We start from the raw sequence: 17,335 nt of genomic DNA, 5'->3' as shown, positions 1-17,335 counted from the left end.
GGCTGACTCATTATCAACAGTTATCGGCACCTGCATACACAGCGCCCCACCAGCTGCTATGCTGTTGCCAACACATGGAAAGGAGCCGGATCAAACATATCCGATAGCGCAAATGATAAAGACAACCACAGTCAAAGTTGGCGAACAGCCGACCGGCGATCCGATGGAAGTGCCGGTGATCCATATTCAAGGTCAGGGCAATGGCCCGCGTGTTTATATTCAGGCCAATATTCATGGCGCAGAGGTACAGGGAAATGCCGTAATTTACCAGCTGCTGGAGTTTTTCCGTCAGCATCCACCGCAAGGGGATGTGTTGATGGTGCCGCAGGCAAACCCTCTGGGCATCAACCAAAAAAGTGGGGAATTTACCCTTGGTCGTTTCGACCCGGTCACAGGCATCAACTGGAATCGCCAGTATCATTTTGACAGCGCCCTGCTTGAGCCGTTCAGCCAGGAGTACCTTAATTCCGATGAAGCCTTGATCCGCAATGCGTTCCGCGAAAAGCTGAGAGAGCAACTCAATGAGCGTCAGAGCTCACCGTGGGGCCTGACATGTGGCCAACATTTAGCCATCAACCTGCAGAGAATGGCGATGGAGGCAGACATCGTTCTTGACCTTCATACCGGACCGATCTCAGCCCGTCATCTTTATGTGCCTGAATATGCGCGCGAGCGCGCCCGCCATTTTAATATTCCACTAAATATCCTGATCCCAAGCGACTTTGACGGCGCAATGGATGAAGCCAGCTTTAGCCCTTGGTGGCAGTTAAGCCAACAATTTGCAAGGCTTGGCCGAAAACTACCGGTGATGGTGGATGCCTTTACCATAGAGTTAGGTTCGCAAGAGCTGCTGGACGTTAACGCAGCCGAGCGAGATGCCCTGGGGATTTGTAATTACCTGCAGCACCAAGGTATGTGGCTAGACAAGCCATTCATTTGTGACCCTGTCGCACTCTACGCCTGCGCTCTGAGTGACTATAAAGCCTACCATAGCCCTGCTGGCGGGCAGGTCGAATATCTTGCTCAACTGAATCAGCCACTTTCAGCTGGCGAGCCACTGGCAACACTTTGGCACTTTAATACCCTCGGCAGTGAGTCTTGCCTGAGTCGTGAACTTCGCTTGCCCTGTGATAGTATTCCTGTCCTGCACTTTGCCTCGGCAAGCGTACAACAAGGAACAGAGCTGTATAAGGTACTAACCAATACATTTATGCTCTAGAGCAGATAAGTCAGACTTAATTGCTTAGTATTCCAATATCAAGATATGAGTCTCTTCTATAGGGAGGCTCTTGCCTCCCTTCTAAATAACGCTCAAAACCCAATATAATAGTGATGTAACATTCATTCCCCGTGAACCTCAACCAATCGAGCATAAAATATTATTTTATTATAATTTTCTTAATTTCAGACAAAAACTGTTAATAGACACTCTCATCTTATTAATTTCGATATGCTCAATCTAACCACCATATTTTTTGATGCTGAACTACTTGTACTAAGAGTGTTCAATGTAAACGTGATAAGTCGAGTCATGCAGCCTCGTATCGTGTAACTACCCATTAATATGAATATATATTTACAGATATATTTATTACCGAGCGACTCATTATCTTCTGCTCACAATTGATAGGTTCACTCTCATCAAAAGACGTTTATGATATTCCTCCCATTTTTAATGAATAGTATTCATTTAATACCCTTCACATATTAATTTCCGTAAAATTATTCATATTAATTATGGCTTATATCGTGGTAGCCTAATGATGTTAGAGCTATAACTCTAACACCATTAGGATACTTTAGAGGCATACAATGAATAAAATAACACCAACATGCTTATTATTAACTTTAGCGCTTGCCGGATGCCAGTCTGATGATACAACTGCGCATCAATCACCAACTAAAAACGCCGATACCATTACGCAGCAAAAACAAGGATTAGCCAAACAACTAAGTGTAAATTACACTGATATTGAGCAAACCCTCAAATCACAAATATCCGAGCAGAAATTAAGTATTTCCCTATCAACTTTGTTGGCAGAAGAACCACAATCGTCATTCACACAGCAAATGCAAAAAGCCGACACCAATATTCGAACAATAAAAGGGGTCTCGAATTACACCGATGAGTTGCTTGAACTAAGGCTTGCTGACACATCTATGGTGCAGGAATGGAAGGAAGGCGAAAGTCCTTTGTTTGCTTTTGAACCTACAGGCGATGACGAGTCATGGCAGTACATTGAAGCCTATGATGTCTATGGTCAGCTTCACCAGCTAGATGTATATCAAATGCCTGAAGTACCAGTGTTTGTTGTTGACAACAATAGCGCTAAGGAGCTCAAAGCTGGACTGCAAGCAATGCAGGCCGAAATGACAAAATTGGGGCAACCTGCTGCCTTGCATAACTATGATGAAAATGCACAGCAAGCTCAATTCAAAACCAATATTCGCAGCGCTTCAGCAGCACCTATCTCAACCACGGCAATTAAGAAGATTCGTTTATCTGATGATGAAGAACCGTGGATTTCAGGTAAAGCCGAAGTGTATGCAATCGTAACCGGCGTTAATCCGAGCCGAGACGAGCCAACCCTCGACTTAGTAGAAATGCCCTACCTAGATTATGACAATAAGGATTACTACCCTAACCAGATTGTTATTCATTGGTCCCGTTATCGCTGGGGGGCTGCTGATATGATCTTGATGGAACAAGATGACGGCACTGACTACAAAGAGTTGGCCAAACTTTTAGTGCAAGTCGCAGAAGAAGTATTGAAAATGATCCCGGATCCTGAAGTTCAAGCTTACGCGATAATTCCACAAATCACAGGAAAGATCATTGCGGCAATCCCTGATGGGGTACTAGTTAACGATGATGATTTTGTCGATGTGTACTACACACTATTACAAGATACTTCTTATGTTGACCACCCGGCTGCAGGTGGTAATGCAGTTGCAACATTAGAGCCATTAACCATCTCACCGACACGTCCATAGCTTCATTTATTTGGGCACTACAAATTGCGTAGTGCCCAAATAGTCCCAATCAAAGATTATCTCTCACCAATACAATGACCAGTAAACCTCAATCATTGCTATCGCTTTAAATATACATGAGAAAGATAACCAACAGGCTAAACTCAGCCTAAATATTGTTACCGTTTACTATCACTGTGAAATGCGAAACGGCTATAGACTATCCCTTCTTGTGTTACGGCTTTAAACTTAATCGAACGGGAATTATTGACAGAAATAGGGATAAATACCCGACCATTCTCTCCTGTTTGGAATGTTTGCCCAACCTGAGGATAATTCTCTAAGGAAACCGTTGCATTAACTGCTGGCTGGCCATTATCAGTTACTTTTACCCAGGCCCCATTTTGCGTGTCAGTTACTCTTATATCTGCAGAAGATGTCGCCGAGAAAGTAAGTACCGCAGTAGCTAGAACAAAATGTAATTTTTTCATTTTAGTTTCTCCACCATTCAGTTTCTCAGTTACTAGTATCGTTAATTTAGTCCCAGTTTGCTAAGTAGCTTTTTCCACACCGGAGGTTGCTGCTGGGAAAGTTCTATTTCTGGCTCGCTCTTTGCTTGTTCTAAACTAATACTTTCCAATGATTTTTTAGCCTGAGAAATCGCCTTCTCTGCCATTTCAGGCCCCATTGCCAATGCCTCTCCATAAACAACATCAACATCCGTTAGGCCGATAAAGCCAAGAACTGTTTTCAGATATGGGATCATTACATCAGTTGGACCATCTTTATGCATCCCACCACGAGTGGTCACCACAACGACCTTTTTATCTTTGATCAATCCGACAGGACCTGTTTCGGTATAGCTAAATGTCACACCGGCACGTGCAACCAAGTCAATCCAGTTCTTTAGCTGAGTCGGAATATGGAAGTTATACATTGGTGCTGCGATCACAAGGGTATCATGCGCCTTCAACTCTTCGATTAGTCGATCAGACTGTGCCAGCACTTCTTCTTGGCGTTCAGACAAATCATCGCCACCGCGAAGCCCTCCCGCAATTTCTCCATCCAATACCGGCAGAGGATCTGCTGCAAGATCACGTTCAGTAACCGAAGTAACATTACTTCCCCATGAGGTAACCAGATGATCAATTAGGCCATTAGACTGTGAGTAGTCACCAAGAATACTTGATTTCAGAACGAGAACTTTAGACATATCGCTACCCTTACTAGATTCATTCATTTGTTGTTGAAGTAACTATAGGGAGAGTGACCTGATGAAGATAGCGTAAAAATCAGCTGTAGTTGTTCAATTTATTCGAACAACCAAAGCTTCGTGACACAACAACAAAAGCCCTTTAATAATAACAACTTATCAGCAGCAATCAGGATGAAACACCTGGTGTGCTACAATTTGGCCTGATTTCACTTCTGATAACACACCAATTGGTAACGTTAGATAGCCCCAAAGCAACTAACTCAGATCATTTGCTAAGCTTTGCCTAATAAAAACCACCTTCACGATGCCCAATGGTTAAGGTTGAGTCCATGAAGAAAAGTACGCTTATCAACCCAGAGCTGTCTTACCTTGTTGCTACCATGGGACACACCGATGAAATCACCGTTTGCGATGCCGGTTTGCCCATTTCCGATCCTAACCAACGTCTTGATCTGGCTCTTGTCCCCGGGATTCCGACTTTCCTCGACACAGTAAAAGCCCTATTGGCAGAAATGAAAATCGAAGGGATTGTTCTTGCAGAAGAGTTCAAGCAGCTAAGCCCTGATTTACACCTGTCATTAATTGATGTTATTCGCGAAGAAGAAGTGAAAACAGGCCACAAAATTTCTATTAATCATATCAGCCATGAAGCGTTTAAAGCTCGCACTCAAAACAGTAAGGCCGTCGTCCGTACCGGTGAGTGCACCCCTTACGCGAATGTCATTTTCCAGGCTGGCGTTGTTTTTTGACCCAGCACGTTTAACCAATAATACGCTGACAGGAGCTGATATGAGTCATCCTCATCCTATATTGCAACTTAGCGGTATTGATAAAGCCTTCCCAGGTGTCAAGGCTCTGGACAACGCTTGCCTGAAAATTTACCCGGGGCGTGTCATGGCACTGGTAGGAGAAAACGGTGCCGGCAAGTCTACTCTGATGAAGGTATTAACGGGGATCTATGATAAAGATGCTGGCTATATCCACTACGAGGGGCAACCAGTAAGCTTTGACGGTCCGCGACACTCACAGGAAGCCGGGATCAGTATTATCCACCAGGAATTATATCTGGTCCCCGAGCTGACGATTGCTGAGAATATCTACCTTGGTCGCGAGAAAACCAATATTTTTGGCGGTATCAAATGGTGGGAGATGTACAACGATGCCGATGCCCTACTGATACGACTCAGCGTCAGCCACGACTCGAGGATGCTGGTCGGTGAGCTAAGCATTGGCGAGCAGCAGATGGTCGAAATTGCCAAAGCACTTTCATTCAAATCCAAAGTCATCATTATGGATGAACCGACAGATGCGCTGACCGACAATGAAACCGAATCGCTATTTAGGGTGATCAACGAACTGCGAGATGAGGGGTGCGGTATCATTTATATCTCCCACCGCCTCAAAGAGATCTTTGAGATCTGTGATGACGTGACAGTGTTACGCGACGGCAAGTTTATCGGCGAACGCCCTGTAGCAGAGCTCGATGAAGACACGCTGATCGAAATGATGGTCGGCCGCCGCCTTGATGAACAATATCCGCGAATAGACATCCAGCATGGTGACACCTGCCTGGAAGTAAAAAAACTGACCGGCTCTGGTATTCACGATATCAGCTTTAGCCTGACCCGGGGTGAGATCTTAGGTATCTCCGGCCTGATGGGCGCTGGCCGTACCGAGTTAATGAAAGTGATTTACGGTGCCCTACCGCGCACATCCGGCGACGTGATCCTTAATGGCAAAACGGTTAATGCCGTATCTCCGCAAGATGCCCTGGCCCACGGCATTGCCTACATATCAGAAGACCGTAAAGGTGACGGACTAGTGTTGGGCTTATCAGTGAAAGAGAACATGACCTTGTGCGCCCTTAGCCACTTTACCCAATATGGCTTGCAGCTCAACCACCGAGACGAGATCACCACCGTTGAGGACTTTATCCGCCTGTTTAACATCAAAACACCGACCCGTGATCAAATTATCGGCAACCTCTCCGGCGGTAATCAGCAAAAGGTCGCCATCGCCAAGGGCTTAATGACTAAACCTAAGGTCCTGATCCTAGACGAGCCGACCCGAGGGGTCGATGTCGGCGCAAAAAAAGAAATCTACGAGCTGATTAACCAGTTTAAGGCAGATGGTATGAGCATCATTCTTGTTTCATCGGAAATGCCGGAAGTGCTGGGAATGAGCGACCGTATATTAGTCATGCATGAAGGACGTATCAGCGGCGAATTTATGGCTCAAGATGCCGCTCAAGAGAAACTCATGGCCTGCGCCGTTGGCAAAAAAATTTCTGAGGTCGCCCCATGAACAATGAAACTATAAAATCGCACCGCCCTAAAGTCTTCAGCAAGGCCTGGCTGATTGAAGAAAAATCGTTAATCGCCCTGGCGCTGCTGATTATTGTTGTGTCATTCCTGAACCCGAACTTTTTTACCGTCGACAACATCCTTAACATCATGCGCCAAACTTCCGTTAACGCCATTATCGCGGTCGGCATGACCTTAGTTATTCTGACTGCAGGGATTGATCTCAGCGTAGGTTCGGTCCTCGCTCTATGCGGTGCACTTGCAGCCTCCATGATCGCTATGGAAATACCTGTCGTTGTCGCCGTGCCCGGCGCGCTGCTTGCAGGTACAGCTCTGGGGGCTATCAGCGGTATCATCATTGCCAAAGGGAAAGTACAGGCCTTTATTGCGACTCTCGTCACCATGACATTGCTGCGTGGTGTAACTATGGTTTACACCGATGGTCGTCCTATTTCTACCGGCTTTACCGAGGTCGCCGACAGCTTTGCATGGTTCGGTACGGGTTATCTATTGGGTGTACCTGTGCCAATCTGGCTGATGGTTATCGTCTTTGCCTCTGCCTGGTACCTGCTTAACCACACCCGTTTCGGCCGTTACGTTTACGCCCTTGGCGGCAACGAGGCGGCAACCCGCTTGTCTGGCATCAATGTGAATACTGTCAAGATTGGCGTCTATGCAATTTGCGGCCTGCTGGCAGCCCTTGCCGGCATAATTGTGACTTCCCGGTTGTCCTCGGCTCAACCTACTGCAGGTATGGGGTACGAGCTGGATGCGATAGCCGCTGTGGTTCTTGGTGGTACCAGCCTTGCCGGCGGTAGAGGGCGGATCATGGGTACCCTGGTTGGTGCACTAATCATCGGCTTCCTCAACAACGCACTAAACCTGTTAGATGTCTCATCCTACTTCCAGATGATCGCCAAAGCAGTCGTCATTCTGCTTGCGGTACTGGTTGATACCAAGAACAAGTAATATACCCAAGCTACCTCAAAATACAGGATTCAGCATCTTGAGGTAGTTTGGGTATATTCACCCCCTACATAAAGGAATACAACAATGAACAAGTTCGTAATGCTTCTCGCTGCCGCTGTCCTTTCAACTTGCTTCAGCGCAATCGCTGCAGCACAGGACACAATGGCGATGGTGGTTTCAACCCTGAACAATCCGTTCTTTGTCACCATGAAAGAAGGTGCTGAGAAAAAAGCACAAGAGCTGGGCTACAACCTGATTGTGCTTGATTCACAAAATGACCCGAGCAAGGAACTTTCAAACGTTGAAGATCTCACCGTGCGTGGTGTTAAAGTCATTCTTATCAACCCGACAGATTCTGATGCGGTATCTAATGCCATCCGCATGGCAAACCGCGCAGGAGTTCCGGTGTTGACCCTTGACCGCGGAGCAAGCCGCGGCGAAGTGGTGAGCCATATCGCTTCTGATAACGTCGCTGGCGGTAAAATGGCCGGTAACTATATTGCTGAGAAAGTCGGCGCCAAAGCAAAAGTCATTCAGCTAGAGGGAATTGCAGGTACATCTGCCGCTCATGAGCGCGGAAAAGGCTTTATGCAGGCAGTAGAAACGAACAGCTTAAATCTATTGTCCAGCCAACCTGCTGACTTCGACCGAACGAAAGGTCTGAATGTCATGGAAAACATGCTAGCTGCCAACCCTGAAGTCCAGGCTGTTTTTGCCCAAAATGATGAAATGGCACTGGGTGCAATACGCGCTGTGCAGGCTTCCGGTAAAGATGTGCTAATCGTCGGCTTCGACGGTACTGAAGACGGTATCGCAGCTGTAAACCGCGGTCTGATGAGTGGGACTGTAGCCCAACAGCCGGAACTAATTGGTTCACTTGCCGTTGAAACGGCGGCTAAAGTGCTTAAAGGTGAAAAAGTCGAGGCTTACATTCCCGTTCAGCTTAAGCTCATTAAGAAGTAAGAAAAGCCTTCGAGGAGCATTAACCTGGGAGCTGGGGGCATGATCAGTAAAGAAGACGCAGGCAAGCAAGTTGCTAGGGTGAAGCAATTCGCTCCGCCCATTCCGCATTTAAAACAAGTGGAACGCTTTCTTGTAGAGCCTAGCTAATATAAAACGGAGTCTCTGCGGTAGTGGGAAATAGACACAAAAAAACCAGCACAAGGCTGGTTTGACTGAGATGGTGATAACTAAATGAATCCAACACCATCGCTGATACTGATTAACTCAATATTGAATATGGAGGCGCGTCCCGGAGTCGAACCGAGGTCCACGGATTTGCAATCCGCTGCATAGCCACTCTGCCAACGCGCCAAATTTTTATTCTCAAAGCCAAGTTGAGATGGTGCCCCGGGCCGGACTTGAACCGGCACAACGCGAACGTCGAGGGATTTTAAATCCCTTGTGTCTACCAATTCCACCACCAGGGCACGCAAATTTTTGATTGCGATGCTATTAACTGATTTAGTCAGACACCATCTTCGATACCGCTATCTAAGCCATATCGCAATTTGTATGGAGGCGCGTCCCGGAGTCGAACCGAGGTCCACGGATTTGCAATCCGCTGCATAGCCACTCTGCCAACGTGCCAAATTTTTATTCTCAAAGCCAAGTTGAGATGGTGCCCCGGGCCGGACTTGAACCGGCACAACGCGAACGTCGAGGGATTTTAAATCCCTTGTGTCTACCAATTCCACCACCAGGGCACGCAATACTTGCGATGCGCTAACTGAAAAGTTAAACACCATCTATTTCCCATCGCTTTCGCCATGAGACTTTAATTTGGAGCGACGCGGCCGGCTAGGTACACGAGGTTCCTCGTTGCTAACCACATCACCTAAAATTTGGAGCGACACACGAGGTTCGAACTCGTGACCTCAACCTTGGCAAGGTTGCGCTCTACCAGCTGAGCTAGTGTCGCATTTCATTCTCGATAAGAATGGAGGCGCGTCCCGGAGTCGAACCGAGGTCCACGGATTTGCAATCCGCTGCATAGCCACTCTGCCAACGCGCCTAATTGTCTTTCGACCGACCGCATAACAGGCCTCCCTGCTGCGGTACGTGATGTAATTTACTGATTTTAAATAATGAGTCAATGAAAAAGTGATGATTTTATTTTGACTGGTCAAAAAGCAACAAAAGCAGTTAAAAACCACGCCAAAATTGCTTAAATACACAACGTGACTAATTTTAGACTCAATAACTGCAAATTGGTGAAGTCTATGAACAAAAGAAGAAAGGCCGCAATGCGGCCTTTTTCATGATACTTGAGACTAATTAGCTCACGCTCCACTGAGACAGTGAGCGTTTGAAATCGTCATAGCCAAATTCATTGAGCTTTTCAATGTCACCGTTCTGGCGTTGGCAATAGACCGAAGGCATCTTCAAGCCGTTGAACCAGTTCAGCTTCACCATGGTATAGCCCGCGCTGTCGAGAATATGCAGACGCTGACCTATCTCCAAAGGTTGCTCAAACTGGGTCACACAGAACTGATCACCCGCAAGGCATGAGCAGCTGCCTATCACATACTGGTGATCGCCCGTTTCGCTGGCTTCCGCGATAGACGCCGGCTCATCATAAATCAGCGTATCAAGGCGGTGTGCCTCGGTTGCACTGTCTACGATCGCGGTTTTCATTTCATTTTCGACGATATCAACCACAGTAACGACAAGATCCGTGGTCTTGGTAATAATCGCTTCGCCCGGCTCAAGATATAGCTGAACACCGTGCTTTTCAGAGAATGCCTTCAAAGCCGCAGCCAGCTTCTCAAGCTCATAGCCCGGCCAGGTAAAGAATACACCGCCGCCCAGGCTTACCCAGTCGAGCTTATCCAAATATTGGCCAAACTGCGCTGAAATTGCATCAAGCAAGCTGATAAACGCATCGGCATCTTTGTTCTCACAGTTCATGTGGAACATCACACCATCAAGGCTATCAAACGCAGCGGGATCGATATGGTCAGCCTGCACACCGAGACGCGAGAATTTACGCGCCGGGTTCGCCAAGTCCTGACCGGCATAGCTAACACCAGGGTTCAGGCGCAAACCCAGAGAAGCCTTGCCTTCGACAAGATGACGATAAGCCGCCAGCTGGCTCTGAGAATTAAAGATCATCTTATCGCAGATATCGGCGACTTCTTTTACGTCATCTTCGCTATACCCGACACTGTAGGCGTGCGTTTCACCGCCAAAAGTCTCGTAACCCAGTTTGACTTCATACGGGCCACTGCTGGTTGTGCCATCCAAGTAAGGTTTGATGATGTCGAAAACACCCCAGGTCGAGAAACATTTCAGTGCCAGCACTAACTTGGCACCAGACAACTCTTTCAGGCGTTTTGCTTTTTCAAGGTTAGCGATCAGCTTCTCTTCATCAATCATGAAGAAAGGCGTTTTTAAATCTTGTTTCTGCATCTTAGTTACCAACAAGCCGATGTCGTACCCGACACCGGCTTTATTAGACTTTATAAGTGAATATTGACTCTGCGCGCAGGAATTTTTCTTGAGGGCAAGGCGGAAGCGCAAAATTTACGTATGTAAATGAGCACTTCCAACACAGCAATCAAGCAAAATAACCAGCGCAGACCAATTATTTGAGGATATTGATTAGAGGCTGCCCAACTTCCAGCTCCTGAACATGCCAATCAAGGCCGATGCCAGGCATTGTTTCTAGGAACGGATCTGGGTCTAGCTGTTCCATGTTGAACACGCCAGCTTCTGCCCACGTACCACGGAAGAACTGTAGAGCTGCTGAAATTGCCGGTACACCTGTGGTGTATGAAATCGCCTGATGTTCAACATCTTCGTAAGCCACTTCATGGTCAGCGTTGTTGTAAATGAACACACTGCGCTCTTTACCGTCTTTCTTACCCTGTACCCACGTACCAATACACGTTAGGCCTGTGTAGCCAGGTGCTAGAGAGGTTGGGTCTGGCAGGATAGCTTTCAGTACTTTTAGCGGCTCAACAACGGTGCCGTCTTGCAAAGTTACCGGATCTGGGCTTAGCAGGCCGATATCGCGCATGCAGTTGAAGTAGTTCAGGTATTTATCACCAAAGCCCATCCAGAACTCGATACGTTTGGCTGGGATGAACTCTTTCATCGAGCGAACTTCATCGTGCGCCATTGAGTAAACTTTGTGGGTACCACAATTAGGGAAATCAAACTCCATCATACGGGTATGACACGGTACTTGTTTCCACTCACCGTTTTCCCAGTAGAAAGAGTCGCCCTGGATTTCCAGCATGTTGGTTTCTGGATCAAAGTTAGTCGCAAACTTCTTACCGTGATCGCCGGCATTAACATCCATCACATCGATAGTGTCAATTTCATCGAACAGGTGCTTCACAGCATAAGCAGCAAATACGCTTACTACACCCGGATCAAAGCCTGCACCCAGGATACCTGTAATACCTGCTTCCTTGAATTTCTCGCGGTAGCCCCACTGCCAGTCATACGCTTGTGGCACCTGCTGGCCTTCAGAGCATAGATCTACGGCAACAGACGTATCTAGGTAAGAAACCTTAGCCTGATAACAAGCTTCCATGATGCTCATGTTAACCCACGGAGGACCCGCATTAATTACCAAGTCAGGCTGTACTTCTTTGATCAATGCTACCAGTGCATCGACGTCATCGGCGTTAACGGCACGTGCTTCCAGCTTCTTTGAAGGATCTTTCAGGTTGTTTTTTTTCTGGATCGATTCAATGATCTTTTCACACTTAGATACGGTGCGAGATGCAATGGTGATATCACCAAGCACTTCGTTGTTCTGAGCCGCTTTATGCGCGATAACCCAACCAACACCACCAGCACCAATTTGTAGAATTGCCATAGTCGTTTTTCTTCCGTTAATAATCAGAGTCACTGTCGTTGCTTGGCCAACAACTTCGGAGGCCAAGCAAGAACACTTCTTAATGAGTCAATTAGTTAACCAGCGAACGTGCCAACTGGTTAATGTCGTTTAGTAAAGATTCGAAGTCTGAAATCTTTAGACACGGGTTTAATATCGTGAATTTGAGCGCAACCTGGCCATCGACAACCGTTTCGCCAAGTACCGCTACACCTTTTACCAAGGCTTCAATTCGTAGTTGCTTGTTAAGCTGATCGGTATCAATTGTCTGATCGCCGATGCAGCGGAACAACACGGTCGACAATGCAGGTGTAGCCAACAACTCAAAGTCATCAGACTGGTTAATCAAGTCTGCAACCTGCTGAGCCTGACCAAGCAGATGGTCATACATCGAACCCAGAGCCTGCGTACCGACACACTGCATCGTCATTAGCACTTTCAGAGCATCAAAGCGCTTGGTGGTAGCGATCGACTTATCAACCAGGTTCGGCAATAAATCATCTTCACGATTCAGGTAATCAGCATGGTGCAGCAGGTACTTAAAGTTTTCCTTGTCTTTAAGCAGCACAGCCCCACAGCTGATTGGCTGATAGAACAGTTTGTGGAAGTCCACGCTCAATGAGTCGGCTCGTTCAATACCGTGCAAGCGGGTTTTATGGCGACTTAGGATCAATGCACCACCGTATGCGCCGTCTACATGCAGCCACAGGTTGTGTTGTTCCACGATATCGGCCAAACCACTCAGATCGTCAATCGCACCGTGGTCAGTCGTTCCTGCTGTTCCCACCAGAGCAAATGGCATCAGGCCATCATTTTTCAGCGTCTCTACGGTTGAAACGAGTGATGCCAGCTTGATCGTACCGTCAGGGTTGGTATCCACACACTCAACGGCATGTTCACCTAGCCCCAGCAGCGATGCTGATTTTTGCACCGTGAAATGCGATTTCTTCGAGCAAAGAATACGTAGTTTGCCCGCGTATTCTGGTAAACCGTTTTTCTGGATGTTGTGGCCAGAAATAGTATCTGCCGCCCAGTCACGTGCCAGCAATAGCCCCATCAGGTTGCTCTGCGTGCCACCACTGGTAAAGATACCATCAGCCTGCTCACCCAGATTGTATACACCACACAACCAGTCAACGACCTTCTGCTCTACATAGGTAGCGGAGCTCGCCTGATCCCAAGAGTCCATTGACTGATTCAATGAACTGATAAACGCTTCAGCAGCAACAGCTGGCAGTAGCGGTGGTGTATGCAAGTGTGCAATACAGTTAGGATGCTGCACCATGATAGAGTTCTTGGCGATCAGCTCACCGGTTTGCTCAATCACGGTATCCAGAGGCAACTGCTGGTCATCAAGATCAATGTTGTTGATAAGATTCTTGAGTACCAGTGGCTCTAGTCCTGAATAAGGCGCATCTGTTGCTTCGAAAACTTGTTTAAGTACCTGAGTCGTCTGGTTTAGTGCCGTTTCAAACTCATCCGCTCCACCTTCACCGGTATGAATGAAGTAAGAACGCCACTTGTCTTGCTCTGATTTCGCATCAGCCTTCGTAACTTTTGCAGGCCCTGCGGTTGCAATAATAGCCTTGCTCAACGCATCTAATGCGAAATCAATTTGCTCATAGCTGATGATCAGCGGTGGCAGGAAACGTAATACCGAACCCTGACGGCCGCCTTTTTCGATGATCAGACCACGCTCCAACGCCGCACGTTGAATATTGATCGTCATTTCCGGATCGGCTTCCGGCTCGCCAAACTTATTCTTCTTACCGTTCGGCTTGACGATCTCGACACCCAGCATCAAGCCCTTACCACGCACTTCAGCAATACAGTCGGTATAACCGGCAATGCGCTCTAAACCTTCGCGCAGGTACTGACCAGCTTTCTGGGCATGCTCTACCAGGCAATCGCGTTGGATAATCTCCAGCGCCTTGGCACCGGTCGCCATTGCAAGTTGGTTACCACGGAACGTACCGGTATGCTCACCCGGGCGCCAGGTATCGATTGATTTATCAAACAGCAGAATTGACATCGGCAAACCGCCGCCAACCGCTTTTGACAAACACAGGATATCAGGAGTAATTCCCGCTTCTTCAAACGCGAAACGATGGCCAGTTTTACCGATACCACACTGAATCTCATCGAGGATCAACAAGATGCCATGTTCTTTAGTGATCCGGCGCAATTCACGCAGCCAAAATGCTGGCGCAGGGATCACCCCACCTTCACCCTGAACCGGTTCAACAATGATCGCAGCAGGTTTCTGTACGCCACTTTCATCATCACTCAGCATACGCTCGATATAACGGATACTCTGCTTGGCACCTTCATTGCCTTTCAGGCCAAACGGGCAGCGTAGGCTATATGGGAATGGTAGGAAATGAACGTCAGCCATTAGGCCCTGGCGTCGTTCTTTCGTGCCAAGGTTACCCATCAGTGCCATCGTACCGTTTGTCATACCATGGTAAGCACCATGGAAAGCCGCCATAGTATTACGGCCTGTCGTTTGCTTGGCCAGCTTAATTGCCGCTTCTACAGCATCGGCACCCGAAGGGCCACAAAACTGAATTCGGGCATTTTCAGCAAAATCTTCCGGCAGGAAGTTCATCACTTCTTTGATAAATTTATCTTTCGCCGGTGTTGTCATATCCAGAGTCTGATACGGCAGTCCCTGGTTTAGCTGGTCAATAATCGCCTGGTTGATTTCTGGGTGGTTATAGCCAAGTGCTAATGTACCCGCACCGGCCAGGCAGTCTAAAAAGAGTTGTCCGCGGCTATCTTCCACCAGTGCGCCTGATGCTTTCTTGATAGCAAGCGGGAGTCGTCTTGGGTATGAACGAACTTCTGACTCATAATGCTCCTGGCTAAGCAGCAGTTCGTCAGGTGTCAAATCATATAATTCGTGCACAACAGGCACATCTGAGGCTAGCTTGATATCGTCTAAATCAAACACATTACTCATGGGTGTCATCCAAAATTTCTTACGCCATTACATGACGTGCGGCAGTTCCGATTTGATATCCAACTCAATGACACAGCACAAGGCTAACTTCATAACGTAATATTGTTATGGTCATGAATTATCATCAGGTAGTCGTATTCTGCCGGTAAACGCAAAGATACCATCAGCGCAAGGCCAATGAGGTAACAGGGTTTACAGCAAAAAGCTGAAGTGATTTAGATAGAAAATATCAAGGCTCAGTAATAATACTGCAGTTTGGCAAGACAAAGCTGATTTGGATTTTCAATACTTGAGTTTTCACTGTTGGGTTCCTTCAATATGCGCCTGCTCTACTTCTTGGCAGGTCCGCGCTATTAATGCCCTTCTACTGACGATGGGTTCGCCAGTACCTACGGCACGTTGTGACACAATCAGCTTGAATTCATCACAACGCATATGCCTCAGTACAATTTGCCCCTGAGATTGCGCAGAAAAGTAACACATTGTTGATGTGGATGCCAACAGTTATTTCCATAAACAATTACGGACAAATTAGACGTCATATGATGACAGTTCACTATAGAGTTCAGCACGTTGGCTACAAATAAGCATTGCAAATATCACTCCCCGTCAGAATATATTTTCAGCAGATATTTATACTACAAATTACGTTTGATTTAAGAATATGAAGCAGCTCAAAAATCATACAGCAGGGTTATGTTAGGTTAATCCTAGAGCTACAAAAATTTTATCTCGACAACGGTGACCTTTATGCACAATCGTTATCTAATAGAAGACACATTATCGCTTTACGTTAACTACCTGTATCCCTGAGCGAATTATCACGCTGACAGTCTGTACAGCACCCGCTCCGCCATCTCTCCCGCAAAACTCTATTTCCACCTCAATATAACCATTCCCGATCCTGGATAAACCCAACCTCATCTTTCTCGCAATTTAACGACAACATCAGGTATGGCTCATGCCAGATGCACCTGTAATCAGTAATGGTAAGGAAATGATATGGAAATTATTTTGGGTATCGCTGCGTTACTGGCAGCTTTATGTCTGTTTTCGTTATTCAGTTTCAAGGCACCTAACGGCAGTGCCGCAATGAGCGGCCTGGCCGATGCGGCCATCGCAACCTTTCTTGTTGAAGCCATCCATAAATATGTAATGGGAAACCTATTCGGCATCGGCTACCTTGCCGAGTTCGGTAATATGGTCGGTGGTATGGGCGGAGTCGCAGCAGCCACGTTGGTGATGCTACGAATGGGAGTTCAGCCTGTTTATGCCATAGTCACAGGTTTGGCAATGGCTAACCTCGGGATCCTCGAAGGCTTTATTGTCGGCTACCTGTTCTCGTTCGCGGCACCACTATTCAAGAAATATTTACCCGAAGGGGTCGATGTTATCGTCGGTGTCTTGACCTTGGCACCGTTAGCAAGACTGGTGGGCATTTTCATCAGCCCGGGGCTGGATATGCTAATGGGCACCTTGGCCAATATGATCACCGAGGCAACCATGCTCTCACCACTGGCAATGGGCTTTATGCTTGGCGGGCTGATCAAAATGGTTTGTACCTCACCACTTAGCTCGATGGCTTTAACCGCCATGCTCGGCCTAACCGGCCTACCGATGGGGATTGCGGCCATTGCCTGTGTCGGCGGCTCGTTCACTAATGGCTATATCTTCCATACCCTTAAGCTCGGCAAGTCGAGTAATACCGTCAGTGTCATGCTTGAGCCACTTACCCAGGCCCATATCGTTACCCGGAACCCGATACCGATCTTTATGTCGAATTTCATCGGCGGTGCACTGGCAGGAACCATTGCGGCCTACTTCGGTATTATCAATGATGCGCCAGGTAGTGCGGCCCCTATTCCGGGCCTACTCGCTTCTATTGCCTTCAACGATCCGCAAACGCTATTTATGGCAACGATAGCAGCGGCCTTTGCAGGCTTGGTTGGCGGTGTAATCGGCCGTCAGATTTACAAGCATCTATTGGCCGAGCGTGTGCCACTGCAGCAGTTTGCCGATGGTTAACACCAACTGATGACATAACAATCACACATCAGCATAGA

Annotated in this window: 13 protein-coding genes and 6 tRNA genes; 7 read left to right on the top strand and 12 right to left on the bottom strand. The window is 47.3% G+C overall.

From position 1 onward, the window contains the following. Nucleotides 1-112 precede the first annotated feature (112 nt). Nucleotides 113-1,219 carry a succinylglutamate desuccinylase/aspartoacylase family protein gene (locus tag MD588_RS02485; RefSeq protein WP_265695212.1) on the top strand — a complete coding sequence of 369 codons (1,107 nt, stop codon included), beginning with the start codon at nucleotides 113-115 and terminating at the stop codon, nucleotides 1,217-1,219. A 593-nt stretch (nucleotides 1,220-1,812) separates the two neighbouring features. Next, a complete protein-coding gene (locus MD588_RS02480; protein WP_265695210.1) occupies nucleotides 1,813-2,994 on the top strand; it encodes a DUF3103 domain-containing protein in 1,182 nt (393 codons plus the stop codon). Between the two features lie 158 nt (nucleotides 2,995-3,152). Here MD588_RS02480 and MD588_RS02475 read toward each other — a convergent pair whose 3' ends face one another. Together MD588_RS02475 and MD588_RS02470 are read right to left on the bottom strand one after the other, a co-directional pair. Further along, nucleotides 3,153-3,464 carry a hypothetical protein gene (locus MD588_RS02475; RefSeq protein WP_265695209.1) on the bottom strand — a complete coding sequence of 104 codons (312 nt, stop codon included), beginning with the start codon at nucleotides 3,462-3,464 and terminating at the stop codon, nucleotides 3,153-3,155. Between the two features lie 41 nt (nucleotides 3,465-3,505). Beyond that, nucleotides 3,506-4,186 (bottom strand): FMN-dependent NADH-azoreductase, encoded by a 681-nt coding sequence (locus MD588_RS02470; protein WP_322784222.1) that lies wholly within the window; start codon nucleotides 4,184-4,186, stop codon nucleotides 3,506-3,508. A 332-nt stretch (nucleotides 4,187-4,518) separates the two neighbouring features. Between MD588_RS02470 and rbsD the strand changes: the two genes are divergently transcribed. From rbsD to rbsB, 4 genes are all read left to right on the top strand, one after another. Then, entirely contained in the window at nucleotides 4,519-4,938 is a 420-nt protein-coding gene (rbsD, locus tag MD588_RS02465; RefSeq protein WP_265695208.1) for a D-ribose pyranase, read from the top strand. 40 nt (nucleotides 4,939-4,978) lie between these two features. Next, nucleotides 4,979-6,493, top strand: coding sequence for a ribose ABC transporter ATP-binding protein RbsA (gene rbsA / locus MD588_RS02460; protein WP_265695207.1), 1,515 nt, complete (start codon nucleotides 4,979-4,981; stop codon nucleotides 6,491-6,493). Further along, nucleotides 6,490-7,461, top strand: a complete 972-nt coding sequence (gene rbsC / locus MD588_RS02455) for a ribose ABC transporter permease (RefSeq protein WP_265695206.1) — start codon at nucleotides 6,490-6,492, stop codon at nucleotides 7,459-7,461. Before rbsA ends, rbsC begins: the two co-directional genes overlap by 4 nt. An 84-nt stretch (nucleotides 7,462-7,545) precedes the next feature. Beyond that, the gene (gene rbsB / locus MD588_RS02450; protein WP_265695204.1) at nucleotides 7,546-8,424 is read left to right on the top strand and encodes a ribose ABC transporter substrate-binding protein RbsB; all 879 of its coding nucleotides are present in this window, start codon (nucleotides 7,546-7,548) and stop codon (nucleotides 8,422-8,424) included. A gap of 277 nt (nucleotides 8,425-8,701) precedes the next feature. Here the strand turns inward: rbsB and MD588_RS02445 are convergent. The 10 genes from MD588_RS02445 to MD588_RS02400 form a co-directional block, all read right to left on the bottom strand. Then, nucleotides 8,702-8,775, bottom strand: a tRNA-Cys gene (locus MD588_RS02445). 29 nt (nucleotides 8,776-8,804) lie between these two features. Next, nucleotides 8,805-8,891 (bottom strand) — tRNA-Leu (locus tag MD588_RS02440). Nucleotides 8,892-8,977: 86 nt separating this feature from the next. Further along, nucleotides 8,978-9,051 (bottom strand) — tRNA-Cys (locus tag MD588_RS02435). Nucleotides 9,052-9,080: 29 nt separating this feature from the next. Further along, nucleotides 9,081-9,167 (bottom strand) — tRNA-Leu (locus MD588_RS02430). Nucleotides 9,168-9,306: 139 nt separating this feature from the next. Continuing rightward, nucleotides 9,307-9,382, bottom strand: a tRNA-Gly gene (locus MD588_RS02425). Nucleotides 9,383-9,401: 19 nt separating this feature from the next. Next, nucleotides 9,402-9,475 (bottom strand) — tRNA-Cys (locus tag MD588_RS02420). Nucleotides 9,476-9,738: 263 nt separating this feature from the next. Then, nucleotides 9,739-10,872, bottom strand: coding sequence for a carboxynorspermidine decarboxylase (gene nspC / locus MD588_RS02415; protein WP_265695202.1), 1,134 nt, complete (start codon nucleotides 10,870-10,872; stop codon nucleotides 9,739-9,741). A 175-nt stretch (nucleotides 10,873-11,047) separates the two neighbouring features. After that, complete coding sequence (locus MD588_RS02410) at nucleotides 11,048-12,292, bottom strand: carboxynorspermidine synthase (protein ID WP_265695201.1); 1,245 nt, start codon at nucleotides 12,290-12,292, stop codon at nucleotides 11,048-11,050. Nucleotides 12,293-12,383: 91 nt separating this feature from the next. Continuing rightward, nucleotides 12,384-15,272: a pyridoxal phosphate-dependent class III aminotransferase gene (locus tag MD588_RS02405; protein WP_265695200.1), complete on the bottom strand. Its 2,889-nt coding sequence runs from the start codon at nucleotides 15,270-15,272 to the stop codon at nucleotides 12,384-12,386. A gap of 297 nt (nucleotides 15,273-15,569) precedes the next feature. Then, nucleotides 15,570-15,773: a hypothetical protein gene (locus tag MD588_RS02400; protein WP_265695198.1), complete on the bottom strand. Its 204-nt coding sequence runs from the start codon at nucleotides 15,771-15,773 to the stop codon at nucleotides 15,570-15,572. Nucleotides 15,774-16,274: 501 nt separating this feature from the next. On the opposite strand from MD588_RS02400, the gene MD588_RS02395 reads away from it, so the two are divergent. After that, nucleotides 16,275-17,297, top strand: coding sequence for a PTS sugar transporter subunit IIC (locus tag MD588_RS02395; RefSeq protein WP_265695197.1), 1,023 nt, complete (start codon nucleotides 16,275-16,277; stop codon nucleotides 17,295-17,297). The last annotated feature ends 38 nt before the right edge of the window (nucleotides 17,298-17,335 follow it).

Source organism: Photobacterium obscurum (assembly GCF_026191635.1).
In the GTDB taxonomy this organism is placed as follows: Bacteria; Pseudomonadota; Gammaproteobacteria; order Enterobacterales; family Vibrionaceae; genus Photobacterium; species Photobacterium obscurum.
The sequence above is the reverse complement of the archived record's forward strand: the minus strand, read 5'-3'. Positions and strand labels throughout refer to the sequence as shown.

Bases quoted from the DNA above. Each gene is read 5' to 3' on its own strand.
- MD588_RS02485 (WP_265695212.1), top strand. From the start codon at position 113: ATGATAAAGACAACCACAGTCAAAGTTGGCGAACAGCCGACCGGCGAT.
- MD588_RS02480 (WP_265695210.1), top strand. From the start codon at position 1,813: ATGAATAAAATAACACCAACATGCTTATTATTAACTTTAGCGCTTGCC.
- MD588_RS02475 (WP_265695209.1), bottom strand. From the start codon at position 3,464: ATGAAAAAATTACATTTTGTTCTAGCTACTGCGGTACTTACTTTCTCG.
- MD588_RS02470 (WP_322784222.1), bottom strand. From the start codon at position 4,186: ATGTCTAAAGTTCTCGTTCTGAAATCAAGTATTCTTGGTGACTACTCA.
- rbsD (WP_265695208.1), top strand. From the start codon at position 4,519: ATGAAGAAAAGTACGCTTATCAACCCAGAGCTGTCTTACCTTGTTGCT.
- rbsA (WP_265695207.1), top strand. From the start codon at position 4,979: ATGAGTCATCCTCATCCTATATTGCAACTTAGCGGTATTGATAAAGCC.
- rbsC (WP_265695206.1), top strand. From the start codon at position 6,490: ATGAACAATGAAACTATAAAATCGCACCGCCCTAAAGTCTTCAGCAAG.
- rbsB (WP_265695204.1), top strand. From the start codon at position 7,546: ATGAACAAGTTCGTAATGCTTCTCGCTGCCGCTGTCCTTTCAACTTGC.
- nspC (WP_265695202.1), bottom strand. From the start codon at position 10,872: ATGCAGAAACAAGATTTAAAAACGCCTTTCTTCATGATTGATGAAGAG.
- MD588_RS02410 (WP_265695201.1), bottom strand. From the start codon at position 12,292: ATGGCAATTCTACAAATTGGTGCTGGTGGTGTTGGTTGGGTTATCGCG.
- MD588_RS02405 (WP_265695200.1), bottom strand. From the start codon at position 15,272: ATGAGTAATGTGTTTGATTTAGACGATATCAAGCTAGCCTCAGATGTG.
- MD588_RS02395 (WP_265695197.1), top strand. From the start codon at position 16,275: ATGGAAATTATTTTGGGTATCGCTGCGTTACTGGCAGCTTTATGTCTG.